Genomic DNA, 21,959 nt, shown 5'->3' with positions numbered 1-21,959 from the left:
TAAATGAACGAATGGCCATGTCCGGCATCGCTGCGATCGACATCGCAGCGGTGCGTGCCCTGTCGGATCAGCCGCTGGACTTCAGCCACAAAGGCATCCCGCCGTCGTGGTGGGGGCACAGCCCCGCCGAGATCGTCCGGCGGGCGCCGCGACTGTTCGAATCCGGGGTTTCCGGCCCGCTGTGCGTCCTGCGGGCAGACGCGCTGACACACAACCTGGACACGATGGCCCGGTGGTGCCGGACGCGTGGCGTCGAGCTCGCCCCGCACGGCAAGACGCACATGTCCCCGCAGTTGGCCGCGCTGCAACTGGCGGCGGGCGCGACCGCGATCACCGTCGCAACCGTCGGCCAGGCCGCGGTCTACCGCGCGTTCGGGGTCCGGGACGTGCTGTTGGCCAACGAACTGCTCGACGACGGCGGGCTGAGCTGGGTGTCGGCCGCGCTGGACGCGGACGACGCGATGCGGTTCACGTGCTGGGTGGACTCGGTGCGCGGGGTCGAGCTGATGACGGCGGCGCTGGCCGGCGCACGTCGTCCCGTCGACGTGTGCGTCGAGCTCGGTCTGCCCGGTGGTCGTTCAGGTTGCCGCTCGGCACGCGACACCGACGAGGTGGCCCGCGCGGCCGCCGCGTCCCCGCGGCTGCGACTGGTCGGGGTGGCCGGATACGAGGCAGCCCTGGGCCAGACGCTCGATGACGGGGCGCTCGAGGCGGTCGCTGCGCATCTCGACGACGTGCGCGCCGCCGTCATCCGGCTGGCCCCGGTCTTCGAGACCGATCGCGTTCTCGTCAGCGCGGGTGGCAGCACCTACTTCGACGACGTCGCCGAGACCCTCACCGGCTGGCCGGCCGGCTTGTCCGTGCGGACCGTGCTGCGCAGTGGCTGCTACCTCACCCACGACCACGGCCTGTATGCCGACACGTCACCCCTGACCCGCGGCGGCCGCGACGGCCTGCGTCCTGCCATAGAGGTGCATGCACAGGTGGTGTCGCGGCCCGAACCCGGCCTGGCGATCCTGACGATGGGTCGCCGCGACGTGTCGTTCGACCAGGGGATGCCGGTGCCGCTCGATCTGCCGGACAGTGCGGTCACCAAGCTCAACGACCAGCACGCCTACCTGCGGCTGGGTAGTCGGGATCGCGTCGATCCGGGTGACTGGCTGCGGTTCGGGATCTCGCACCCGTGCACGACATTCGACAAGTGGCGGGTCCTGCCGGTGCTGGACGCCGAGGACCGTGTGATCGATCTGATCCGGACGTATTTCTGACGGTCAGCGGGCCTGTTTCAGCTTGCCGTTCTTGCTGTCGCGGTTGCGTTCGAACACCAGGCGCAGCCCGTCGAGGGTCAGGTGGCGGTCGTAGTGCTCGACGGTGCGCAGATCGGCGAGCACCAGCGGCGCGCCGTGCCCCGTGGCGACGACGTTCACGTCGTCACCGCCGAACCCGTCGACGTCGTCCCGGATCCGGCTCACCAAACCGTCGACGAGACCGGCGAATCCGAACACGGCGCCCGCCTGCATGCATTCGACGGTGTTCTTGCCGATCACCGAGCGGGGCCGGGTCAGCTCGACGCGGCGCAGCGCCGCCGAACGGGCCGCCGCCGCATCGGAGGACACCTGGACGCCGGGAGCGATTGCGCCGCCGAGGAACTCGCCCTTGGCCGACACCACGTCCACACAGATCGAGGAACCGAAGTCGACGACGATCGCTGCGGTGCCGAATTTCTGATATGCCGCAAGACAATTCACGATGCGATCGGCGCCGACCTCCTTCGGGTTGTCGACGAGCAGCGGGATGCCGGTCCGCACCCCGGGTTCGATCAGCACATGCGGCACCGAAGGCCAGTACTGTTCCAGCATCACCCGCACCTCGTGCAGGACCGACGGGACCGTCGACAGACCCGCAGCCCCGGTCAGCCGTTCCGCATCGTCACCGATGAGACCGTCGATGGTCAGCGCGAGTTCGTCGGCGGTCACCTCGGATTCGGTGCGAATCCGCCAGTGGTGCGCCACTTTCGCGTGATCGCCGGACCCCGAGATCAGGCCGACCACCGTGTGGGTGTTGCGGACATCTATCGCGAGCAGCACGATGTCAGTTCCTCCAAGGCAATTCGTGACGCTCACCGGTGGCGGCCCGCGGATGGCCGTCGATGCCGGCGCTGGCGCCGATGTCGATCGCGATGTTGTCGAGCAGCCTGGTGCGTCCGAGTCTGGCGGCGATCAGCAGGCGGCCCGGGCCTTCGGCGGGTGCCGGTCCCAGCATCGGGTCGCGAATCTCCAGGTAGTCCAGCTGTAGCGCCGGAACCTCGTCGAGGACGGCGCGCGCCGCGTCGAGTGCTGCGTCGGCGCCCGTCGACGCGGCATACATTCCGGCGAGCAGCGCGGCCGACAGCGCACCGGCTTGTTCCCGTTCGACGGGATCGAGATACCGGTTACGCGACGACATCGCCAGCCCATCGGACTCGCGCACCGTCGGCACCCCTTGAACCTGGATGTCGAGATTGAGGTCGGCGGTCATCTGCCGGATCAGGGCCAGCTGCTGGTAGTCCTTCTCGCCGAAGAACGCCCGGTCCGGGCGCACGATGTTGAAAAGCTTCAGGACCACGGTCAGCATTCCGGCGAAATGTGTTGGCCGCACGGCACCTTCGAGCTCAGCTCCGACCGGACCGGGATGCACGGTGGTCCGCATCCCGTCGGGATACATGTCGTTCGCCGTAGGGGTGAAGGCGATCTCGACGCCTTCGGCACGCAGCAGGGCGAGGTCGTCGTCGAGGGTGCGTGGGTAGGCGTCGAGATCCTCGCCTGCCCCGAACTGCAGCGGGTTGACGAAGATCGAGGCCACCACGACAGCGCCGGGCATCTTCTTGGCGGCTCTGACCAACGCCAGGTGGCCGTCGTGGAGAGCACCCATCGTCGGCACGAAGACGATCCGCCTGCCCGTGGTGCGCAGCGCCCGCGTCACGTCCGAGACGTCACGCGGCCGTTGGTACACATTGAGTTGTCCCGCAACGAATTTGGGAGCATTACGACTGATCATCACTGTCCTGCTTCTGTCAGTACGTCGAAGACGGCGGCGGGCGCGTGCGCACGTTGCGCTGTGCGCCACGAGTTCGCCCGGTATGCCTGCGCCAGATCGGGATTCACTTCTTCCAGCGCCCGCAGGTGGCCCGCGACCGCGGCGGCATCGCCCCGCGCGACCGGCCCTGTCAGAGCCGACTGACCGCGCTGCAGCGCGTTGTCCAGCGCCGCGCGCGCCAGCGGACCGACGATCCGCTCGGCGATGCCGCCCGGGGCATCGCCGACAGTCTCCTGGCCGAGCAACTCCTGCCCCCACAGCGCCGCACGCAACGCATCGACCGCATCGAGCACCACGGTGACCAGATGATTGCTGGAGTGGGCCAGCGCGGCGTGATACAGCGTGCGCGCATCCTCGCGCACCCGGAACGGTTCCCCGCCGATTTCCAGCACCAGCGACTGCGCGATGGCGTACCCGATCTCGTCGCCCGCGGTGATGCCGAAACACGTACCCCGCAGCCGGTCGACGTCCTCGTCGGTGCCCACGAACGTCATCGCCGGATGAATCGCCAGCGTGATGCAGCCCCGATCTGCCAGCGGCGCCAGCACGCCGATCCCGTTGGCGCCCGACGTGTGCGCCACGATGGTGTTCGGCCGCACGGCTCCTGTCCCAGCGAGCCCGTCGACCAGCACGGCCAGTTCAGCGTCGGGAACCGCGAGCAACAGCAGCTCGGCTCGGCCTGCGACCTCGTCGACCGGCAGGATCGGGGTGTCCGGTAGCCAGCGCTGGGCCCGGGCCCGAGACGCCTCAGACACCGCGCTGCAGCCGGCGACAACATGTTCGGCGCGTTCGAGCGCCACGCCCAGCGCGGTACCGACCCGGCCCGCGGAGATCACACCGATCGTGAGCCGTGCCGGGCGGAGTCCGTCGTGCGGAGCGTTCCCGCCCGCGGAGGGCTGCAGCATCGCAGTCGACCTCACTGTTTCTTCAGCTTCGTTCCGGTCCTCGACACGGGTACCGGACAGTCGCCAAGAGCCTAACTCAATCGCCGCGGCGTCTCCGCCGCCCGCCGCCCGACGGCGTCGCCTGCAGTCGCGCCATCAGATCGGCGACCGATTGACCGCCGGCGTGAGCGCCACCATCGCCGTCCTGCTCGTCAGGCTCGGGTTCGGGCACAGGCTCGGGCTCGGGCTCGGGCTCAGTGGGGGCCGGCGCCTGCTGTTCGGATCCGGAGGAATGCCTGCCCCTCGGCGGTTCGGCAGGTGGTTCCGCGGGAGCATCGGGCGGCGACGGGGGCGGGGCATCATCCCGCGCGCGGCGCCTGCCGACGTACTCACCCTGGGTCCCGTTGGCGGGCGGAGCCACCCAGTTGCTTCCCGGCTCGCCGGCCGGAATCCATTGCCCCTCAGCGGGAGCCGGTTGCCACTGACCGGCGGCGGGGACCGGCGCCTGAACTGGCTCCTGAACCGGCGGAGGTGGCGCCTGCGGAGGCGGGGGCGGCAGCCACGGGAATTGGGGTTCTGCAGGCGGCGTCGGCGGCGGGGCCTGCGGGGGCGGTGGCGTCTGCGGGGGCGGCGGTAACCACTGAGGTTCCGCGGTCTCCTCGCGGCGCCGCCGTCCGCCGGCCCGCTCCCCCGCCCTGCGGTGCGCGCCACCGGGATCGCCGGGTTCTGGCGCCCAATCGCTTTCGGGCGGATGCGGCTCTACCGGAACGTCGATGATCGGGCTTTCGTCGGTCTTGGGCGCATCGTCCTCGACGACCCGGGGCTCGTCCTCGGTGTCGATCCGGCTGCTGCTGACCCGCCCCGCCATGCGTTCGGTCTCGATCGCAGGCCGGTGCGAGAGATCCGCGTCGAACAGATACTCCAGATTCGCGCGCAGCGCAGCGAGTTCGGCGCGCAGCGCGGCCACCTCGTCCGCCGACTCCGCCCGCACCTCGGCTGCCAGCTCACGGCGCAGGTGCGACTCGACCGACAGTTCGTACTCTCGCCGCGCCGAGATCTCCCGGTCGAGTTGCAGGTCGTACACGAGCTTCAGGTCACGCACCTTGGCCTGATCGCTGTCGCTCTGCCTGCGGTAGATGACGGAGACGAACGCGGCGACGACGGCGGCCCACAGCGCCAAAATCACTGCCAGCTTGAGCAACTCGACACGACTCGTGAAAACCAGCGCCGAACTGGCGAGAATGGCCAGCACCAGCAACACTGTCATGAGAATCCAACCGGGCCTGCGGTTGCCGCGTCTGAGGCGGCCGCCGCGGGTCGGATCGGTCATGGGGCGACTGTACCTGCCACAGGTCGCCTGGCGTGTCGACCTCTACGGCGATTCGGGCTCGTTGGTCAACTCGGCGCCGGGTCGGGGTTCTGGGTGGGGTCGTCGGGCGAGGTGCAGCAATGCTGGAGCCACATCGCGGCGATCACCAGCGCCAACGCGCACAGCGCCGCGACCACCGCACCCGAGGTGTCCTCGGCCGCGACCCGCAGCGTGCTGCGCCGCGGCAGCAGGTAGACCACCACCGCCAGCCACCACCCCAGCACCACGCTGCCCATCCACGCCGACGCCTTCGCGATCACCACGGATCGCGCGACGGCGAGCGGGTGCAGGCGCCCCCCTCCGACGCCGATCTGACCGTCACGAATCCTGGCGCGCACGAAGAACGCCCAGCCCGCGACCGCAACGGCGACTCCCAGCAGCGACGTCCCCGTCCACAGCGTGATCGGGGGGAACGCCCGGTACACGACGTACATCAGCAGATAGCCGACGACCGCGGCGATCGCGACGGCAGCGGCCAGATCGCGTTTCCGGGTGAGCCCCATCAGCCCTGCGCCCCGGCCCGCAGCACCAACGCCGTCGACCGCACGCCCGCCGTCTCGGCGGCATCGATTGCGGCCAGGAAATCGGCTGCCGCACCGGGCTGCCCGCCCACCGTGATCGTCGCGCCGGGATCCACGGCCAGCCAGGGGATCAACACGAACGCGCGCACATGCGCGTAGGGATGCGGCAGCGTCAGGTCGGCGTCGTGCGACACGACCTCACCGTCGGGGCCGTGACAGGACACGAGGTCCACGTCGAGGGTTCGCGGACCCCAGTGGACGTCGCGGGTCCGTCCCGCCGCATTCTCGAGCTCGTGGGCGCGGCGTAGCCAGCCGTGACCGTCGAGGTCCGGATCGTCGGCTATGACAACGGCATTCAGGAACGCCTGCTGTTCGACACCGCCCCAGGCGTCGGTCTCGTAGACCGGTGACACCGCGCGGACTGCACCGCCGAGACCGTCCACCACCGACTGTAGGTGCGCCATCCGGTCCCCCATATTCGACCCGATGGACAGCACAACCCTGGTCATCTGGCGTTCTCCGACCGCGTCACACCGCTCCCCTGCCGCCCCTACGGGACCGGCGCGCCGTCACGGCGACATCGTTGAACTGCAACGGAATCGGCGCGGACGGCTTGTGCACCACCACCTCGACGGCGTGGGCCCGCTCGTCGCGCATCACGTCGTCGGCGATCTCACCGGCCACCGCCTCGATCAGCTGGCGCGGGGGTCCGGCGACGATGTCGGCGGCGCGCTGCGCGAGCACGCCGTAGTCGAGTGTGTCGGCGAGGTCGTCGCTCGCGGCCGCCGCGGAGAGGTCGATCCACACGGTGATGTCGATGATGAAATCCTGGCCGTCTCTGCGCTCATGCTCGAAGACACCGTGGTTTCCGCGAACCGTCAGTCCCCGCAACTCGATTCGATCAGCCATGCGAACCAGCCTGCCATGCCGTCACCACTGCCAGCGCGTCGACCGACGCGCGCACGTCATGCACACGAACACCCCAGGCGCGATTCCAGGCGGCGAGCGCCGAGACCACTGCGGTGGCAGTCTCGCGTCCCGACGGCGGTCGGGGCTCCCCGCCCGGTTCGGCCAGCAGCGCGCCCAGGAATCGTTTGCGTGAGGCCCCGACGAGCACCGGGATGCCCGTCGCCACGAACTCGGGAAGGGCTTTCAGCAGCGCCCAATTGTGTTGCGCCGTCTTGGCAAATCCGAGGCCCGGATCGATGATCAGCTTGGCCGGGTCGACCCCGGCTGCCACCGCCGAATCCACCCCCGCCAGCAGTTCGGCACGGACCTCCCCGACGACGTCTCCGTACGCGGGCGCATCGTGCGGGTTGTCGCTGCCGACCGAACGCCAGTGCATCAGGATCCACGGCACCCCGGCCTCGGCGACGACGTTCACCATGTCGGGGTCCGCCCTGCCGCCGGACACGTCGTTGACGATCTGGGCGCCGTTCTCCAACGCCGCCTGCGCCACCGCCGCGTGCATCGTGTCGATACTGACCGTGATCCCCTGCTGCGCAAGCTCTTTCACCACCGGCACGATCCGGGCCGTCTCCACGTCGGCGTCGATCCGCGTCGCCCCCGGACGTGTCGACTCCCCCCCGACGTCGACGATCGCGGCGCCCTGGGCCGCCAACTCGACCCCGTGCGCGATCGCGCGATCACGGTCCAGGAAGAGCCCACCGTCGGAGAACGAGTCATCAGTGACGTTGACAACCCCCATGACCTGCACGGTGGAACTCACTTGCGCAGGATCAGGTCCAGGGCTTCGGCGCGAGATGCCTTGTCGGTCTTGAACTGTCCACGCACCGCCGACGTCGTCGTCACGGCGCCCGGCTTGCGGATGCCTCGCATCGCCATGCACAGGTGCTCGGCCTCGATGACGACGATGGCACCGCGCGGGTCGAGCTTGCGCATCAACGCGTCCGCGATCTGCGCGGTCAGCCGCTCCTGAACCTGGGGCCGCTTCGCGTAAAGGTCCACCACGCGCGCCAGTTTCGACAACCCGGTGACGCGCCCGTCGTGGCCGGGGATGTAGCCGACGTGGGCGACGCCGTGGAAGGACACCAGGTGGTGTTCGCATGTCGAGTACATCGGGATGTCCTTGACCAGCACCATCTCGTCGTGCTGCTCGTCGAACATCGTGGTGAGCACTTCGTCGGGGTCGGTGTAGAGGCCGGCGAAGATCTCCCGGTAGGACCGGGCCACTCGCGCGGGTGTGTCCACCAGGCCTTGCCGATCCGGGTCCTCACCGACCGCGATCAGCAGTTCACGCACCGCTGCTTCGGCGCGCGCCTGGTCGAAATCGGGGGTGAGCGTGGCCGAATGATTGTGCGACCGCGTCATCGAAGTCTCCATTCAGATGTATCGGCCAGTCTCAGTCCTGGCCGGTCGGGCCGTTGCGCCCGTTCTCCCTGCCGCCTTCGTGGCCGGGGCCCTCCGTCGGGTTCGGTGCGGGCGCACCGCCGTGGGGAGCGTGTTGCCCGGGCTGCGGGTAAGGCTGATAGGGCGGATAGCCCTGATACGGGGTGCCGTGCGGACCGTGACCCTGCCAGCCGCCCTGCGGCGGAGGCGGGTACCAATAGCCTTGCGGCTGTTGCTGATTCGGCGGAGCTCCCTGCGGCTGGGGCTGCTGTGGCGCGCCCGGCTGCTGGGGCGGCGGGGGCCAGCCGGGCGCGTGCCATCCGGCGGGGGCGCCGTAGTCGGGCTGGGTGGGCCCGGCGGGCGCGCCGTTGGACCCCTGCGACCCGTTGCCGCCGTTCTTGTACGCCCGCTCGGCCGCGGCGGCCGACGCCTGCGCGATCGCCACCTTGAAGGCGGGCTCCGGAACCGGCTTGGGCCACGGCTCGCCGCGCTCGATTGCCAGCTCGCCGGGCGTCTTGATCGGCGGCTTGTCGGACGGTATGCGCCCACCGAAGTCGTCGAACATGGTCAGGCGCGGGCGCTTCTTCACGTCGCCGAAGATGGCTTCGAGCTCGACGCGGTGCAGCGTCTCCTTCTCCAGCAGCTCACCGGCGAGGGTGTCGAGGACGTCGCGGTACTCGGTGAGGATCTCCCACGCCTCGGTGTGGGCGGCCTCGATGAGCTTGCGTACCTCGTCATCGATGATCTGGGCGACCTCGTGGCTGTAGTCGGCCTGCGTGCCCATCGTGCGGCCCAGGAACGGGTCGCCGTGCTCGGTGCCGTACCGAACAGCGCCGAGCTTGCTGCTCATGCCGTACTCGGTGACCATGGCACGGGCGATCTTGGTGGCCTGGTCGATGTCGGATGACGCACCGGTGGTCGGCTCGCGGAACACCAGCTCCTCGGCGGCGCGGCCGCCCATCGCGAACACCAGGCGCGCAATCATCTCCGACCGCGTCATCAGGCCCTTGTCGTCCTCGGGGACCGCCATCGCGTGACCCCCGGTGCGGCCACGGGCCAGGATCGTCACCTTGTAGATCGGTTCGATGTCCGGCATCGCCCATGCGGCCAGCGTGTGGCCACCTTCGTGGTAGGCGGTGATCTTCTTCTCGTGCTCGCTGATGAGCCGACCCTTGCGCCGCGGACCGCCGACAACGCGGTCGACTGCTTCTTCCAGCGCGGCCCCGGTGATGATGGTGCCGTTCTCCCGCGCGGTGAGCAGTGCGGCCTCGTTGATGACGTTGGCCAGATCGGCACCGGACATGCCGACGGTGCGCTTGGCCAGTCCGTCGAGGTCGGCGTCGTCGGCGATCGGCTTGCCCGCCGAGTGCACCTTGAGCACCGAGCGCCGGCCTGCGAGGTCAGGGCTGGACACCGGGATCTGCCGGTCGAATCGGCCGGGGCGCAGCAGCGCCGGGTCGAGGATGTCGGGTCGGTTGGTCGCCGCGATCAGGATGACGCCCTGGCGTTCGCCGAAGCCGTCCATCTCGACGAGCAGCTGGTTGAGCGTCTGCTCACGTTCGTCGTGGCCGCCGCCCATGCCGGCACCGCGCTGTCGGCCGACGGCGTCGATCTCGTCGACGAAGATGATGCAGGGGTTGTTCTGCTTGGCCTGCTCGAACAGGTCGCGGACGCGGGACGCGCCGACACCGACGAACATCTCGACGAAGTCGGAACCCGAGATGGTGAAGAACGGAACCCCGGCCTCGCCGGCGACGGCGCGTGCCAGCAGCGTCTTGCCGGTGCCGGGCGGGCCGTAGAGCAGCACGCCCTTCGGGATCTTCGCGCCGAGCGCCTGGTAGCGGCTCGGGTTCTGCAGGAAGTCCTTGATCTCGTAGAGCTCTTCGACCGCCTCGTCGACACCCGCGACGTCGGCGAAGGTGGTCTTCGGCATGTCCTTGGACAGCATCTTGGCCTTGGACTTACCGAAGCCGAAGCCCATCCGGCCGCCGGACTGCATGCGGGAGAACATCACGAACAGGCCGACGAGCAACAGCAGCGGCAGCATGTAGATCAGCAGCGTGCCCAGGATGCTGCTCTGGTTGACCACGGTGTTGGTCTTGACGTTCTTGCCCTGCAGCGCCTCGAACAACGTGACCCCGTACCCGGTGGGGTACTTGGAGATGACCTTGTTGCTGTTCTCGGTGTCGCCGTTGCCGTTCTTCAGCTCGAGCCGGAGCTGCTGCTCACGGTCGTCGATCTGCGCGCTGTTGACGTTGTCGCTGCTGATCTGAGCCATCGCGACGGAGGTGTCGACGGGCTTGTACCCGCGGGTGTCGTCGCTGAAATAGAAGAAAGACCAACCCAGCAGCAGCACCACGGCGATGACCGTGAGGGTGCGGATCACATTCTTGCGGTTCATAAGAGTTGTGTGGCCGGGGTCTGTCCCCAGCCCAATCCTTCCAATATGCGCAGCTGGAAAAGTCAAGGCTACCGCTAGACCAACGTCTGGAAGTTCCCGACGGTGGCGCTCTTCGCGCCCAGTGTGCATCCAGGGCGCCGATTCGGCTGGATTCCCGCCCTGTGCGCACACTGGACGCCATGCCGGCCCGGATCTTTCAGCGCAATGTCGATACCAACGGTGTGACGCTTCGGGTGACCGAGGCCGGTGAGCCGGGAGCCCCCGTCGTGGTGCTCTGCCACGGCTTTCCCGAGCTGGCGTTCACGTGGCGTCATCAGGTGCGGGCTCTGGCCGAGGCCGGCTTTCACGTGCTGGCACCCGACCAGCGTGGCTACGGCGGCTCCGAGAAACCAGACGCCGTCGATGCCTACAGCGTCGCGCACCTGACCGATGACGTGGTCGGCCTCCTCGATGACGTCGGAGCCGAGAGCGCGGCGCTGGTCGGCCACGACTTCGGCGCCGTGGTGGCCTGGGGCGCCCCGCTGCTGCGGCCCGAGCGATTCTCGGCGATCGCCGGGCTGAGCCTTCCGCCGGTGCCGCGACCCAAGGTGCCGACGACGCAGGCGTTCCGCCGCATCTTCGGAGACAACTTCTTCTACATCCTGTACTTCCAGGACGAGGGCCCCGCCGATGCGGAGCTGGACCGCGACCCGGCCACGACCTTCCGCAGGCTGTTCTCGATGGGCACCGCGGCGGCCGCCCCCGTGCCCGACGATCCGCAGGGCTTCCTCGACCGCATCCCGGAGCCGGGCCGCCTGCCGGACTGGATCAAGGAGCAGGATTTCGACGTCTACGTCGACGAGTTCACCCGCGGTGGCTTCACGGCGCCGCTGAACTGGTACCGCTGCTTCGACCTCAACTGGGGGCTGACAGCCGAGACCCCGGCACCCACGATCACGGTGCCCGCGTTGTTCGTCGGCGGCAGCGAGGACGCGACGCTGGCCTACACGCCTCGGCATCGTGCGGGCGAAGTCGTCAGCGGCGACTACCGCGAGGTGATGATCGACGGTGCGGGCCACTGGCTCACCGAGGAGCGGCCCGACGAGGTGTCGCGGGTGCTGCTGGAGTTCCTCACACCTGTGGGCTGAATCAGACCTGGGTGCTGACGCCGCGGGTCACCCAGCGCACGGTGTCCCGGACGGCCGACGCGTCGAACACTCGCCGCGCGTCGGCTTCCTGTTCACGGAAGTGCGACCACCCTTCGCAATGCACCGGCACCGCCACGCGGGGCCGCAGAGCGGAGATGACGTCGACGGCACCGGCGGCCGTCATCGTGAACTGGACCGGGCCCGTCAGCGGGAACCGGACACCGCCGAGGTGTACCAGCGCGACGTCGACGTCGAGCCGCTCGGCGGCGGCCAGCACCTCCGGATAGACGACGGTGTCGCCGGTCATCCAGAAGTCGGTCCGTTCGTCGCCCTCGACGCTGACGGCGAACCCGATGACCTTGCCCGCAATCGGGCGGCTCAGCGGCGGCCCGTGCCGACATGGTGTCGCGGTCACCGTCAGCGCGGGCAGCCCGTCGCGCGTCAGCGTCGTCGACTCCCAGTTCTCCAGGCCTGTGGCGCCGCCGCCGAGCCGTCCCGCACCGGGCGCCGTGGTGATCACCTCGCCTGCGCGGGCCAGCAGCGCGCGGCCCGCGTCGTCGAGGTTGTCAGCGTGGTGATCGTGGCTGAGCAGCACGACATCGATGTCACCCACACCGTCCGCCGCCAAGGCGGGACCGGCGGTCTTGACCGACGATGTGCCCCAACCGAATCCGTACCTGCGCCCCGGCGGGTCGAACGTCGGGTCGGTCAGGATGCGCCAGCCTGCGAGCTCGACGAGCACAGTGGGCCCGCCGATGTGTGTCAGCCGCATCGGCTCAGCGTAGTTCCGCGCTAGGGTGCCAGGCATGCCCATCGCCGAGCGCTCAAAGACTGTCAGGAACGCCGTGATCGCCTTCGCCGCGGCGGGGCTCATGGTCGCCGGCGTGACGGCCTGCGACGCGCAGAGCGGCCCGACGCTGGAGCCCAGCGCGGACACCAGACAGGTCACCGTCGTCGGCTCAGGAGAGGTGCAGGGCACGCCGGACACGTTGACGCTCAACGCGTCGATGGAGTTCCTGCAGCCGGATGCGACGGCGGCGATGAACCAGACCAACGAACGCCAGCAGGCCGTCATCGACGGGCTCGTGGGCCTCGGCATCGACCGCGCGGACATCGCGACCACCGCCGCCGACCTGCAGCCCCAGTACGGCAGCGACAGCACGTCGATCTCCGCCTACCGGGCCACGAACTCCGTCAACGTCACGATCCGCGACCTCGAGAAGGCGTCCGACGCGATCAGCCTGATCGTCAGCACTGGAGGCAACGCCGCCCGCATCAACTCGATCTCCTACTCCATCGAGGACGATTCCCAGCTGGTACGCGACGCGCGGGCCAGGGCTTTCGAGGACGCGAAGGACCGCGCCGGCCAGTACGCCGAGCTGTCCGGTCTGGGGCTGGGCAAGGTCATCTCGATCTCCGAGTCGGGCGGCGCCGTCCCCCCGGTGCCGGTGCAGGCGCCGCGTGCGATGGAGGCGGCGGTGCCGATGGAACCCGGCCAGCAGACCGTCGGGTTCTCGGTGACGGTGATCTGGGAGCTGACCTAGCCGGATGACGATCAAGCGGCGAGGCACGAGCCGCGTTGAGGAATCCGGCAATTGACCTAGCCGGATGACGATCAAGCGGCGAGGCACGAGCCGCGTTGAGGAATCCGGCAATTGACTTAGCCGGCGGGCCCGACTGCGACGGGGATTCCGTTGAGCACCGCCGTGCCCGACAACGGATCGAGCACCGATCCGTCATTGAGCTGATTGGCGTTCACGCCCGGGCTGCGGGCGGCCAGCGACTGACCGGTGCCGCCGCGATCGTGGCCCCAGCCGTGCGGCAGCGACAGCACGCCGCGCCGGATGTCCTCGGTCACCTCAACCGGCACCACCAGCTCACCACCGGGACCCTTGACGATGGCCGTGTCGGTGACGCCGAGTTCGGCGGCGTCGTCGGGGTGGATGCGCAGCGTGCACTGGTTGCTGCCGCCGGCGAGCGCGGGCAGGTTGTGCATCCAGCTGTTGTTGGACCGCAGGTGCCTGCGCCCGATCAGCACATAGCCGCCACCAGAGCGCTGGCTCATCGCGTCGCGCAGCCGGGCCGTATCGGAAAGACATTGCGGCGGTGCGAGTTCCACTTTGCCCGACGGGGTACGCAGCACATCGAGTAGGCGCGGCTGCAGCGGTCCCAGGTCGATGCCGTGGGGTGAGGCCTTCAACCGGTCCAGCGTCAGACCGTCGGGCTTGGCGCCGAACGCGTCCCCGTAGGCTCCGATGCGCAGCATCATGTCGAGCCTGCGCTCGTAGCCCGGGCCAGAAGGCAGCATCGCGGTGAGTTCGTCGACGGCGCGCCCGGCCACCGGTGAGCTGTCGTCGGCGGTCTCTTTGGTCAGTGTCATCGAGATGACCTGTTCGTCGACGAGAGCCGGGTCACCGTCGTGCCCGATTCCGTAGAGCATCAGGGCAATTCGTGACAGGATCTCGGCTTCGTCCGGCCTGCCGTCCAGCGGCAGCGCCGGTGGCGAGTAGCGGGCGTTGTTGCGCACCGCGAGACCGTTGAGGGCGAAGTCGAAATGCGGGCTGCGCGACGGCGGAGGCGGCGGCAGGATGGCGTCGGCGTGGCGGGTCGTCTCGTTGAGGTACGGGTCGACACTCACCATGAACCCGACGCCGTCGAGCGCGCGGTCGAGCCGGTCGCCGTCGGGGGCGGACAGCACCGGGTTGCCCGCGATGGTGATCATTGCCTTGATCTGACCCTCGCCCGCCGTCTCGATCTCCTCGGCCAGTACGGCAACGGGCAACTCGGACAACACTTCCGGATGTCCCGACACCCGGCTGTGCCAGCGGCCGGTCCGGAATCCGCGGCCGGGCCGAGGCCCGCGCGGCGCAGGCGCGATCGGCGACAGCGGGAACATCGCACCGCCCGGCCGGTCCAGGTTGCCGGTGAGCACGTTGACGACGTCGACCAGCCAGCTGCTCAGCGTGCCGAATTCCACCGTCGAGGTGCCCATCCGTCCGTACACGGCGGCGCTCGGCGCGGCGGCCAGCTCGCGCGCCAGCGTTCTGATGTCGTCGGCGTCGACGCCGCAGTAGGAGGCAACCGCTTCGGGAGCGAATCCCCTTGCGAGATCGTGGACTTCGTCGACGCCGGTGACATGCTCGGCGATCGCACCGAGGTCGGTCAGGCCCTCGTCGAACAGCACGTGCACGACGCCCAGCAGCAGGGCGGCGTCGGTGCCCGGCCGGGGAGCGAGATGGCGGTCGGCCAGCTCGGCGGTGCGGGTGCGTGCAGGGTCGATGACGACGAGGCGGCCACCCCGCTTGCGCAGCCTCCGCAGCTTGCCGGGGAAGTCCGCGGCGGTGGCGAGGCTGCCGTTGGACACCAACGGGTTCGCACCGATGACGATGAGGTAGTCGGTGCGGTCCAGATCGGGCACCGTGAACGCCACAGGGCTGCCGAACATCAGGCCCAACGACACGTGTTTGGGCATCTGATCCAGCGTGCTCGCCGAGAACACCTGACGGGTGCCGAGGCCCTTGATGATGAGCGGCGGATAGAGCGCGCCCGCGACGGTGTGGGCGTTCGGGTTGCCGAGGTACACCCCGACCGATGAGCCGCCGTGGTCGCGGATCACGGCGCCGAGCCCGTCGGCGACGGCGGCGAACGCCTCGTCCCACGTCGCCTCGGTGAGGACGCCGTCCCGCCGAACCAGCGGCGCACGCAGTCTGTCGGGGTCGTTGTCGAGTTCGCCGAAGCTCGCCCCCTTGGGGCAGATGAATCCGGCGGAGAAGACGTCGTCGCGGTCTCCGCGAGCCGCGGCCACGGCACCGGCGTCGATGGTGAGCGTGAGGCCACACGTGGCCTCACAGAACGGGCAGACCCGAAGGGCAGTTTCGGTCACGCCCTCGATCATGCGCCCCTGGCTAGTGCTCGTAAACCTTCGGGTCCAGCGTGCCGATGTACGGGAGGTCGCGGTAGCGCTCGGCGTAGTCGAGGCCGTAGCCGACGACGAACTCGTTCGGGATGTCGAAACCGATGTATTCGATGTCCAGGTCGACGCGGACCGCGTCGGGCTTACGCAGCAGGGTGCAGACCTTCAGCGACCGCGGACGCCGTGTCGCGAGGTTGCGCAGCAGCCATTTCAGCGTCAGCCCCGAGTCGACGATGTCCTCGACGATCAGCACGTCGCGGTCGTTGATGTCGCGGTCGAGGTCCTTGAGGATGCGCACCACGCCCGACGAGGACGTCGACGAACCGTAGGAGCTGACCGCCATGAATTCGAGCTGGGTGGGCAGCGCAATGGCCCGGGCGAGGTCGGTGACGAACATGACGGCGCCCTTGAGCACGGTGATGAGGACGAGATCCTGATCTTTCGTCGCGTCGCGATAGTCCTCGGCGATCTTGTCTGCGAGCTCGGCAGTCTTGGCTTTGATCTGCTCTTCGGACAGCAAAACCGATTTGATGTCCCCGGGATACAAGTCCGCAGCATGCGCAGGCACATCCACAGCCTAATCGGAAACACCGGTGCTGATGTCAGACGGGCTCGCGGTAGAGCGTCAGCCTGCCGTTGCTGCGCCCGGCGAACAGCCTCACGCGGGCCTCACCGCCTGGCACCGCCACCCCGCCCTGCCCCCGCCATCGGGTAACCAACGCGTCGACGGCGCGGATCTGCTTGTCCGTCAGCTCGCGCGCACCACCGGCCAGGAGCCAGCCCCTGATGACCCGCCGACGCACCGCGTCGGGCAGCGGCGCCAGCGCGGCGGTGTCGGGCCCCTCCCCACCGATCCCGGCGAGGATCGTCGCCGCGGCGGCGTCGAGCGCATCGGTGTCTTCACGCAGCGCGGCCGCCGTCCGGGCCAACGCCTCGGCCACCCCGCCGCCGAGCGCGTCCTCCAGTGACGGCAGCACCTCGGAGCGCAGCCGGACCCTGGTGTAGCGGGGGTCGTCGTTGTGCGGATCGTGCCACGGCGTGAGTCCCAGCTCGGCGCAGGCGCGGTGGGTGACGTCGCGTCGGACGCCGAGCAGCGGCCGGCACCATGGTGGATCGTGCGGCCGCATCCCCGCGATCGACCGCGCCCCGGAGCCACGCCCCAGCCCGAGCAACACGGTCTCGGCCTGATCGTCAAGGGTGTGCCCGAGCAGGACGGGCGCACCGCCGCGCGCCGCGTCGAGCGCACGGTAGCGGGCGCGGCGGGCTGCGGCCTCGGGGCCACCGTCGGAGCCGACGTCGACGCACAACACTTCTACGCCAACGCATCCCAGGTTCATCGCCTGTTGCGCAGCCGTCGTCGCGACCTCGTGCGAGTCGGACTGGAGACGGTGGTCGACGATGAGCGCCGTCGTCGGCAGCAGGGGTGCCGCGACGCCGGTGAGCGCGAGAGAGTCGGGCCCTCCGGACAGCGCGACGCACCACCGGTCGACGGGATGGTCTCGGAGGAAACGTGTGAGCGCGGCCCGCAGCTGCGCTACAGCACCCTGTCGATCCATTGCTGTGGCTCGTCGATTTCCTTGGGCAGCGGCAGAGTGTCGGCGTCGGTCCAGATCGTGTTGAACCGTGCCATGCCGACCTTGGCAACCACGTCGTCGACGAAGGCCTTGCCCTTGGTGTACTGGCTCATCTTCGCGTCCACACCGAGCAGCGCACGCAGCAGCCGCTGCAGGGGCGGTTGTTTGCGTTGCCTGCGCTGATCGAAGCGGTGCCTGATCGACGCCACCGACGGCACGACGGCGGGGCCGACGGCGTCCATCACGTGCTCGGCGTGGCCTTCGAGCAGGGTGCCGAGCACGAGCAGCTGGTCGAGAGCCACCCGCTGCGGTTCGGACTGCACCGCCCGGAGCAGACCGATGACACCCGTCGAGTTCATCTCGGGCTCACCGTTTTTCACCACGACCTGACGGTCACGGACATAGTCGGCGAGGCGGCCGATCATCTGGGGCAGGTCGTCGCCCGCGTCCTCGGTCAGCACCCCGAGCGCGTTGGACATGTGGTCGGCCAGCCACGGGTTGGCGCGGAACTGCACCCGGTGGGTGACCTCGTGCAGACACACCCACATCCGGAAGTCCTTGGGGTCCACCCGCAGTTGCCGCTCCACGGCAATCACGTTGGGGTACACCAGAAGTAGCTCACCACCGCCGTCGGCAAAGGGGTCGTACTGTCCGAGGATTCCCGACGACACGAACGCCAGCACCGCACCCGTCTGCACGCCCGCGATGCGGCCCGTGATCAGCCGGGGCTTGGCATCACCGTCCTGGCGGCCGCCCGTCATCGCCCGCATCGACCGCGACGCCGCACGAATCCACTCCGGCCGGTTGACGATTCGCGCTTCCGGGATCTCGCCGCCCTCGATGAGGCCCGTCACCTCCCGCACCGGCACCTCGGAGGCACGCGCCGCGTCGGCGAGTTGACCGACCGCCTGCTTGCGCGTGTAGTCGGTGATCGGGGATTCGGGCCGGGCCAGCTTGCCGCCGAGGGTGGCGGCCAGGTCCCAGTCGACGGCGTTGCCGACGTTGAAGCGTGTGGTGTTGGAAGTCATCGGCATCCGCAGGATCGGAGGGTGGCGGCGAACGCGTCGAGCGACGTCCGCCCGGTCGGGCCCGCGTCGTTGGACAGCAAGGCGAACGTCAGGACCCGACCGCTCTCGTCGGTGACGATGCCCGCCAGGGTGTTCGTGCCGGTCAACGACCCGGTTTTCGCCCGGAGGTAGCCGACGGCGGCGAGTCCGGGTTCGGTGTCGTGGTAGCGGTTGGACATCGTGCCGCTGCCACCGGCGATCGCCAGCAGGTCAACCATCGGGCGCAGCGCGGGCGTCGAATCGCCCGCTGCGGCCTGGATGATGCCGTCCAGGGTGTCCGCCGTGAGCCGGTCGTCGACCGACAACCCGCTGGAGTCGAACAGCCGCGCCCCCGCGGTGTCGATGCCTGCGTCGTCGAGGCTGTCGAGCACCGCCTGCGCGGCGCCGGCGAAACTCTGCGGCTTGCCGCGCGCTTCGGCGACCTCGCGGCCGATCGATTCGGCCATCACGTTGTCCGACGAATGCATCATCTGGCGCAGCCGCTCCATCAGCGGCGGCGACTGCACCGTTGCGATCTCGGTGCCGTCGGCCGCCCTCGGTGACACCGTCACCTTCGCGGGGTCGAGTCGCAACGCGACCGCCAGCGCCCGGCCCGCGTCCAGCGCCGGGGTCCTGGAGCGCCTGGACTCGACACTGACGGGCTGGGTGCGCCCGCCGTCGAGCATGATCGCCTCCATCGGCGCGATGTCGCCGCCGTCGATGTCGAGCGGATCCCAGCCGGGCGCCATCGACGGGCCGGTATAGGCGCTGACGTCGACCTGCACGGTTTTCACCGCGACCCCGCTGCGCCGGATTTGGTCTGCCAGATCAGAGATGCGTGCCGCGTCGCGGTACCAGGTGTCCTCGTCGCCCGGCGCCGCGGACAACGTCTGATCGCCGCCGCCGACAAGCACGACCGTCCCCGGCGTCGTCGACAGCACGCGCGTGGTCAACCGGGCGTCGCGATCGAGCGTCAGCAGCGCCGCCGCGGCGGTCAACACCTTGTTGGTCGATGCGGGCTGCATCGGCACGTCGGCGCCCTGCGCCCACAGCTCGTCGCCGGTCAGCGCGTCGGTGATGCGGCCGGTGAACTTGCCGAGGTTGGGGTCGGCGGCCACGATGCGCAGCGCCGCGGCGAGTCCGCCCGACGTCGGCATGTCTGCGGAATCGGAGACGGGCACAACCCCCGGATCGGCGGTGGCAGGCGCCGGGACGGGCTCGACGGCGATCTGCTCGTCCGACTGCCGGGTCGCCACCAGGGCGGCCGCCGCGACCACGACGACGACCAACAGCAGAACCGCCGCCCCGACGACCACGTACGTGGATCGCCGCCACTGGGTGGGCCGCATGTTTCTCCTGATCTTGATCGGCCGGGCGGGACGACTGCCCGGCCACCTCTGTAGTGCAGGGTATCCCTCGTTTAGGGTTGACCCGCGTCGTCAGCAGACCAGCACACACCTAGGAGTCACGGCCGTGCAGTTCGATGTCCTCATCGAGATCCCCAAGGGTTCGCGCAACAAGTACGAAGTGGACCATGAGAGCGGGAAGGTCAAGCTCGACCGCTACCTGTTCACGGCGTTCGGCTACCCCACCGATTACGGCTACATCGAGGACACCCTCGGCGAGGACGGCGACCCGCTGGATGCCCTGGTGCTGCTGCCCGAGCCCGTGTTCCCCGGCTGCATCCTCGAAGCGCGCCCCGTCGGTATGTTCCGCATGACCGACGAGAAGGGTGGTGACGACAAGGTGCTGTGCGTCCTCGCCGACCCGCGCTGGGACCACATCCAGGACATCGGCGATGTGTCGGACTTCGAACTCGACGCGATCAAGCACTTCTTTGTGCACTACAAGGACCTGGAGCCCGGCAAGTTCGTCAAGGCCGCCGACTGGGTGGGCCGCGAAGAGGCCGAGGCCGAGATCAACCGGTCGATCGAACGGTTCAAGACCGAAGGCCACTGACGCTTTCCTCGCGAGCAGACGCAAAGTTGCAGGTTTCGGCCTGATTCCGTGTGAGTTTGTGTCTGCTCGCGGGCGCTTTTCTTAGCTTGGCTGTAACACGGCGTAACGTCGGCGCCGCTTGAAGATCCGATCATGACGGTGTGCTGCTGCATCAGGGAATCGGACTCGAGGCGTTCAACACGATGCCGATGCGCCGCGCCGTGCATGCGATCTTCGAGTGCTGCTACAGCGTGCCGCTGGCCGCTGACCTGGCCCGGGCCCGCCCGTTCGACACCCACGACCGGCTCTTCCGCTTCGCCGACACGCTGCTGTTCGGGCTCGCCGAGGAGTCGATCGACTCGATCCTGCAGGCCTATCCCGATGTGGGCAGGCGTCCCGGCAGCGAGAAATCCCAGGCCGAGGTGTGCGCGATCGCCGATGAGCGTCCCGAGATCATGTCGGAGCTCACGACAGCGTCGAAGAACTACCTCGACCATTTCGGGTTCGGGTTCGTCATGTTCATCAACGGCTATTGCGCCGACGACGTCCTCTCCTCGATGCGGGATCGCATGCACAACGAGTACGAGACCGAACGCAAGGTGGTCCGTAACGAGCTGGCCCGCATCAACCGGACCCGGCTCGAGCGCATGCTCGGTCCCGAGGGCGGCTACGACAACTGGTGACACAACTGGTTGAGCCGTACTCGCCTAAAATTTCGGGGTGAGCACTCCTTCGACCCGGCCCGCCAGTCACTCCCACTTCCTGTCCCTTCCCGACCTCGCGGCGCGCTCCGCGGGCGGAGCGGTCCTGTGGGCCAACGACGACGTGTTCGCCGAGAAGGAGAACCTGATCAACCCGGCGCCCGCCGAACACCGGCCGTCGACGTTCGGGCACAAGGGCCAGATCTACGACGGCTGGGAGACCCGCCGTCGGCGCGGTGTCACCACCGAATCCCATGATTCGGCGATCGTGCGTCTCGGGGTGCCCGCGATCGTGCGGGGAGTCGTCGTCGACACCGCGTTCTTCACCGGGAACTATCCGCCGCAGATCTCCGTCGAAGCGGCCTACGTCGAGGGCTATCCGCCGCTCGACGAGCTTCTGGAGAAGGCCGAGTGGACGACGATCGTCGAACGCACGGGAGTCAACGGCGACACCCGAAATCCGTTCAAGACCAATTCAACTCGGCGCTGGACGCATGTGCGGTTGTCGATCTTCCCCGACGGCGGGGTAGCGCGGTTCCGCGTCCACGGGGAGGGCCTGCTGAATCCTGATTTCGCCAAGGACATGACGCTCGACCTCGCGGCGCTGGAGAACGGCGGGCGAATCACGGCCTGCTCCAACATGTTCTACAGCTCACCCAACAATCTGCTACTGCCTGGTGTGGCACGCACCATGGGTGAGGGATGGGAGACGTCGAGGCGCCGCGATTCCGGAAACGACTGGGTGGAGCTGAAATTGGCCGGGCAGGGCCTGCTGAACGCCGTCGAGCTGGACACGTCCTATTTCATCGGCAATGCCCCTGGGGCAGCACGACTTTCAGGTCGCGACGGCGACGGCGACTGGTTCGAGATCGTGCCGAAAACAGAGCTGCTGCCCGACACCCGGCACCGCTTCCGGGTGGACGATGAACGCCCCGTCACCGCAGCCCGGCTCGACGTCTACCCCGACGGCGGAATGGCCAGGGTGCGATTGTTCGGTGCGCTGACGGCCCAAGGGTTACAGGACGTGTGCGACCGCTGGGAGAACGGCGCGGCGTGATGCG

22 protein-coding genes are annotated in these 21,959 nt (G+C 68.9%); 6 read left to right on the top strand and 16 right to left on the bottom strand.

All coding sequences use genetic code 11. The annotated features are described in order from the left end of the window. Positions 1 to 11 precede the first annotated feature (11 nt). The gene (locus P9A17_RS11820; protein ID WP_278038834.1) at positions 12 to 1,268 is read left to right on the top strand and encodes an alanine racemase; all 1,257 of its coding nucleotides are present in this window, start codon (positions 12 to 14) and stop codon (positions 1,266 to 1,268) included. Between the two features lie 3 nt (positions 1,269 to 1,271). Here P9A17_RS11820 and P9A17_RS11815 read toward each other — a convergent pair whose 3' ends face one another. The 10 genes from P9A17_RS11815 to ftsH form a co-directional block, all read right to left on the bottom strand. After that, a complete protein-coding gene (locus tag P9A17_RS11815) occupies positions 1,272 to 2,087 on the bottom strand; it encodes a type III pantothenate kinase (protein WP_278038833.1) in 816 nt (271 codons plus the stop codon). A gap of 4 nt (positions 2,088 to 2,091) precedes the next feature. Continuing rightward, positions 2,092 to 3,036 (bottom strand): pantoate--beta-alanine ligase, encoded by a 945-nt coding sequence (gene panC, locus P9A17_RS11810; protein ID WP_278038832.1) that lies wholly within the window; start codon positions 3,034 to 3,036, stop codon positions 2,092 to 2,094. Then, complete coding sequence (locus tag P9A17_RS11805) at positions 3,036 to 3,980, bottom strand: DUF2520 domain-containing protein (RefSeq protein ID WP_278038831.1); 945 nt, start codon at positions 3,978 to 3,980, stop codon at positions 3,036 to 3,038. Before P9A17_RS11805 ends, panC begins: the two co-directional genes overlap by 1 nt. Positions 3,981 to 4,056: 76 nt before the next feature. Further along, on the bottom strand, positions 4,057 to 5,289 hold the full coding sequence (locus tag P9A17_RS11800; protein ID WP_278038830.1) for a DUF6779 domain-containing protein: 1,233 nt from the start codon (positions 5,287 to 5,289) through the stop codon (positions 4,057 to 4,059). Positions 5,290 to 5,354: 65 nt separating this feature from the next. Continuing rightward, positions 5,355 to 5,831 carry a DUF3180 domain-containing protein gene (locus tag P9A17_RS11795; protein ID WP_278038829.1) on the bottom strand — a complete coding sequence of 159 codons (477 nt, stop codon included), beginning with the start codon at positions 5,829 to 5,831 and terminating at the stop codon, positions 5,355 to 5,357. Continuing rightward, a complete protein-coding gene (gene folK / locus P9A17_RS11790; protein ID WP_278038828.1) occupies positions 5,831 to 6,358 on the bottom strand; it encodes a 2-amino-4-hydroxy-6-hydroxymethyldihydropteridine diphosphokinase in 528 nt (175 codons plus the stop codon). Before folK ends, P9A17_RS11795 begins: the two co-directional genes overlap by 1 nt. Before the next feature lie 19 nt (positions 6,359 to 6,377). Continuing rightward, entirely contained in the window at positions 6,378 to 6,758 is a 381-nt protein-coding gene (folB, locus tag P9A17_RS11785; protein WP_278038827.1) for a dihydroneopterin aldolase, read from the bottom strand. Then, on the bottom strand, positions 6,751 to 7,557 hold the full coding sequence (gene folP / locus P9A17_RS11780; protein ID WP_278039821.1) for a dihydropteroate synthase: 807 nt from the start codon (positions 7,555 to 7,557) through the stop codon (positions 6,751 to 6,753). Before folP ends, folB begins: the two co-directional genes overlap by 8 nt. Before the next feature lie 17 nt (positions 7,558 to 7,574). Then, positions 7,575 to 8,180: a GTP cyclohydrolase I FolE gene (folE, locus tag P9A17_RS11775; RefSeq protein ID WP_278038825.1), complete on the bottom strand. Its 606-nt coding sequence runs from the start codon at positions 8,178 to 8,180 to the stop codon at positions 7,575 to 7,577. A gap of 31 nt (positions 8,181 to 8,211) precedes the next feature. After that, positions 8,212 to 10,599: an ATP-dependent zinc metalloprotease FtsH gene (gene ftsH / locus P9A17_RS11770; RefSeq protein WP_278038824.1), complete on the bottom strand. Its 2,388-nt coding sequence runs from the start codon at positions 10,597 to 10,599 to the stop codon at positions 8,212 to 8,214. A 179-nt stretch (positions 10,600 to 10,778) separates the two neighbouring features. Between ftsH and P9A17_RS11765 the strand changes: the two genes are divergently transcribed. Further along, on the top strand, positions 10,779 to 11,726 hold the full coding sequence (locus tag P9A17_RS11765) for an alpha/beta hydrolase (protein ID WP_278038823.1): 948 nt from the start codon (positions 10,779 to 10,781) through the stop codon (positions 11,724 to 11,726). A 1-nt stretch (position 11,727) separates the two neighbouring features. Here the strand turns inward: P9A17_RS11765 and P9A17_RS11760 are convergent, their stop codons facing one another. Beyond that, on the bottom strand, positions 11,728 to 12,498 hold the full coding sequence (locus P9A17_RS11760; protein ID WP_278038822.1) for an MBL fold metallo-hydrolase: 771 nt from the start codon (positions 12,496 to 12,498) through the stop codon (positions 11,728 to 11,730). Positions 12,499 to 12,532: 34 nt separating this feature from the next. Here P9A17_RS11760 and P9A17_RS11755 point away from each other — a divergent pair, with 34 nt between their 5' ends. Then, positions 12,533 to 13,270 (top strand): SIMPL domain-containing protein, encoded by a 738-nt coding sequence (locus P9A17_RS11755; protein ID WP_278038821.1) that lies wholly within the window; start codon positions 12,533 to 12,535, stop codon positions 13,268 to 13,270. A gap of 116 nt (positions 13,271 to 13,386) precedes the next feature. On the opposite strand, the gene P9A17_RS11750 is transcribed toward P9A17_RS11755, so the two are convergent. Genes P9A17_RS11750 through dacB form a run of 5 tightly spaced genes read right to left on the bottom strand, consistent with a single transcriptional unit; the run spans position 13,387 to position 19,608 of the window. Continuing rightward, positions 13,387 to 15,609 (bottom strand): molybdopterin-dependent oxidoreductase, encoded by a 2,223-nt coding sequence (locus P9A17_RS11750; RefSeq protein WP_278038820.1) that lies wholly within the window; start codon positions 15,607 to 15,609, stop codon positions 13,387 to 13,389. A gap of 22 nt (positions 15,610 to 15,631) precedes the next feature. Then, positions 15,632 to 16,213: a hypoxanthine phosphoribosyltransferase gene (gene hpt / locus P9A17_RS11745; protein WP_278038819.1), complete on the bottom strand. Its 582-nt coding sequence runs from the start codon at positions 16,211 to 16,213 to the stop codon at positions 15,632 to 15,634. Between the two features lie 28 nt (positions 16,214 to 16,241). Continuing rightward, positions 16,242 to 17,195 (bottom strand): tRNA lysidine(34) synthetase TilS, encoded by a 954-nt coding sequence (gene tilS, locus P9A17_RS11740; RefSeq protein WP_278038818.1) that lies wholly within the window; start codon positions 17,193 to 17,195, stop codon positions 16,242 to 16,244. Further along, complete coding sequence (locus P9A17_RS11735) at positions 17,174 to 18,247, bottom strand: zinc-dependent metalloprotease (RefSeq protein WP_278038817.1); 1,074 nt, start codon at positions 18,245 to 18,247, stop codon at positions 17,174 to 17,176. The genes tilS and P9A17_RS11735 overlap by 22 nt, the downstream gene beginning before the upstream one ends. Then, positions 18,238 to 19,608 carry a D-alanyl-D-alanine carboxypeptidase/D-alanyl-D-alanine-endopeptidase gene (gene dacB / locus P9A17_RS11730; RefSeq protein ID WP_278038816.1) on the bottom strand — a complete coding sequence of 457 codons (1,371 nt, stop codon included), beginning with the start codon at positions 19,606 to 19,608 and terminating at the stop codon, positions 18,238 to 18,240. Before dacB ends, P9A17_RS11735 begins: the two co-directional genes overlap by 10 nt. Before the next feature lie 124 nt (positions 19,609 to 19,732). Between dacB and P9A17_RS11725 the strand changes: the two genes are divergently transcribed. The 3 genes from P9A17_RS11725 to alc all read left to right on the top strand — a co-directional run bounded on the left by P9A17_RS11725 (position 19,733) and on the right by alc (position 21,955). Further along, complete coding sequence (locus tag P9A17_RS11725) at positions 19,733 to 20,218, top strand: inorganic diphosphatase (protein WP_278038815.1); 486 nt, start codon at positions 19,733 to 19,735, stop codon at positions 20,216 to 20,218. A 140-nt stretch (positions 20,219 to 20,358) separates the two neighbouring features. Continuing rightward, on the top strand, positions 20,359 to 20,880 hold the full coding sequence (locus P9A17_RS11720; RefSeq protein WP_278038814.1) for a 2-oxo-4-hydroxy-4-carboxy-5-ureidoimidazoline decarboxylase: 522 nt from the start codon (positions 20,359 to 20,361) through the stop codon (positions 20,878 to 20,880). 37 nt (positions 20,881 to 20,917) lie between these two features. After that, positions 20,918 to 21,955, top strand: a complete 1,038-nt coding sequence (gene alc, locus P9A17_RS11715) for an allantoicase (protein ID WP_278038813.1) — start codon at positions 20,918 to 20,920, stop codon at positions 21,953 to 21,955. Positions 21,956 to 21,959 lie beyond the last annotated feature (4 nt).

Origin of the sequence: Mycobacterium sp. 236(2023), assembly GCF_029623955.1 — a bacterium.
Lineage (GTDB): Bacteria > Actinomycetota > Actinomycetes > Mycobacteriales > Mycobacteriaceae > Mycobacterium.
The sequence above is the reverse complement of the archived record's forward strand: the minus strand, read 5'-3'. Positions and strand labels throughout refer to the sequence as shown.

Coding starts and splice junctions, on each gene's coding strand:
- P9A17_RS11820 (WP_278038834.1), top strand. CDS start 12: ATGGCCATGTCCGGCATCGCTGCGATCGACATCGCAGCGGTGCGTGCC.
- panC (WP_278038832.1), bottom strand. CDS start 3,036: ATGATCAGTCGTAATGCTCCCAAATTCGTTGCGGGACAACTCAATGTG.
- P9A17_RS11805 (WP_278038831.1), bottom strand. CDS start 3,980: ATGCTGCAGCCCTCCGCGGGCGGGAACGCTCCGCACGACGGACTCCGC.
- P9A17_RS11800 (WP_278038830.1), bottom strand. CDS start 5,289: ATGACCGATCCGACCCGCGGCGGCCGCCTCAGACGCGGCAACCGCAGG.
- P9A17_RS11795 (WP_278038829.1), bottom strand. CDS start 5,831: ATGGGGCTCACCCGGAAACGCGATCTGGCCGCTGCCGTCGCGATCGCC.
- folK (WP_278038828.1), bottom strand. CDS start 6,358: ATGACCAGGGTTGTGCTGTCCATCGGGTCGAATATGGGGGACCGGATG.
- folB (WP_278038827.1), bottom strand. CDS start 6,758: ATGGCTGATCGAATCGAGTTGCGGGGACTGACGGTTCGCGGAAACCAC.
- folP (WP_278039821.1), bottom strand. CDS start 7,557: ATGGGGGTTGTCAACGTCACTGATGACTCGTTCTCCGACGGTGGGCTC.
- folE (WP_278038825.1), bottom strand. CDS start 8,180: ATGACGCGGTCGCACAATCATTCGGCCACGCTCACCCCCGATTTCGAC.
- ftsH (WP_278038824.1), bottom strand. CDS start 10,599: ATGAACCGCAAGAATGTGATCCGCACCCTCACGGTCATCGCCGTGGTG.
- P9A17_RS11765 (WP_278038823.1), top strand. CDS start 10,779: ATGCCGGCCCGGATCTTTCAGCGCAATGTCGATACCAACGGTGTGACG.
- P9A17_RS11760 (WP_278038822.1), bottom strand. CDS start 12,498: ATGCGGCTGACACACATCGGCGGGCCCACTGTGCTCGTCGAGCTCGCA.
- P9A17_RS11755 (WP_278038821.1), top strand. CDS start 12,533: ATGCCCATCGCCGAGCGCTCAAAGACTGTCAGGAACGCCGTGATCGCC.
- tilS (WP_278038818.1), bottom strand. CDS start 17,195: ATGGATCGACAGGGTGCTGTAGCGCAGCTGCGGGCCGCGCTCACACGT.
- P9A17_RS11735 (WP_278038817.1), bottom strand. CDS start 18,247: ATGCCGATGACTTCCAACACCACACGCTTCAACGTCGGCAACGCCGTC.
- dacB (WP_278038816.1), bottom strand. CDS start 19,608: ATGCGGCCCACCCAGTGGCGGCGATCCACGTACGTGGTCGTCGGGGCG.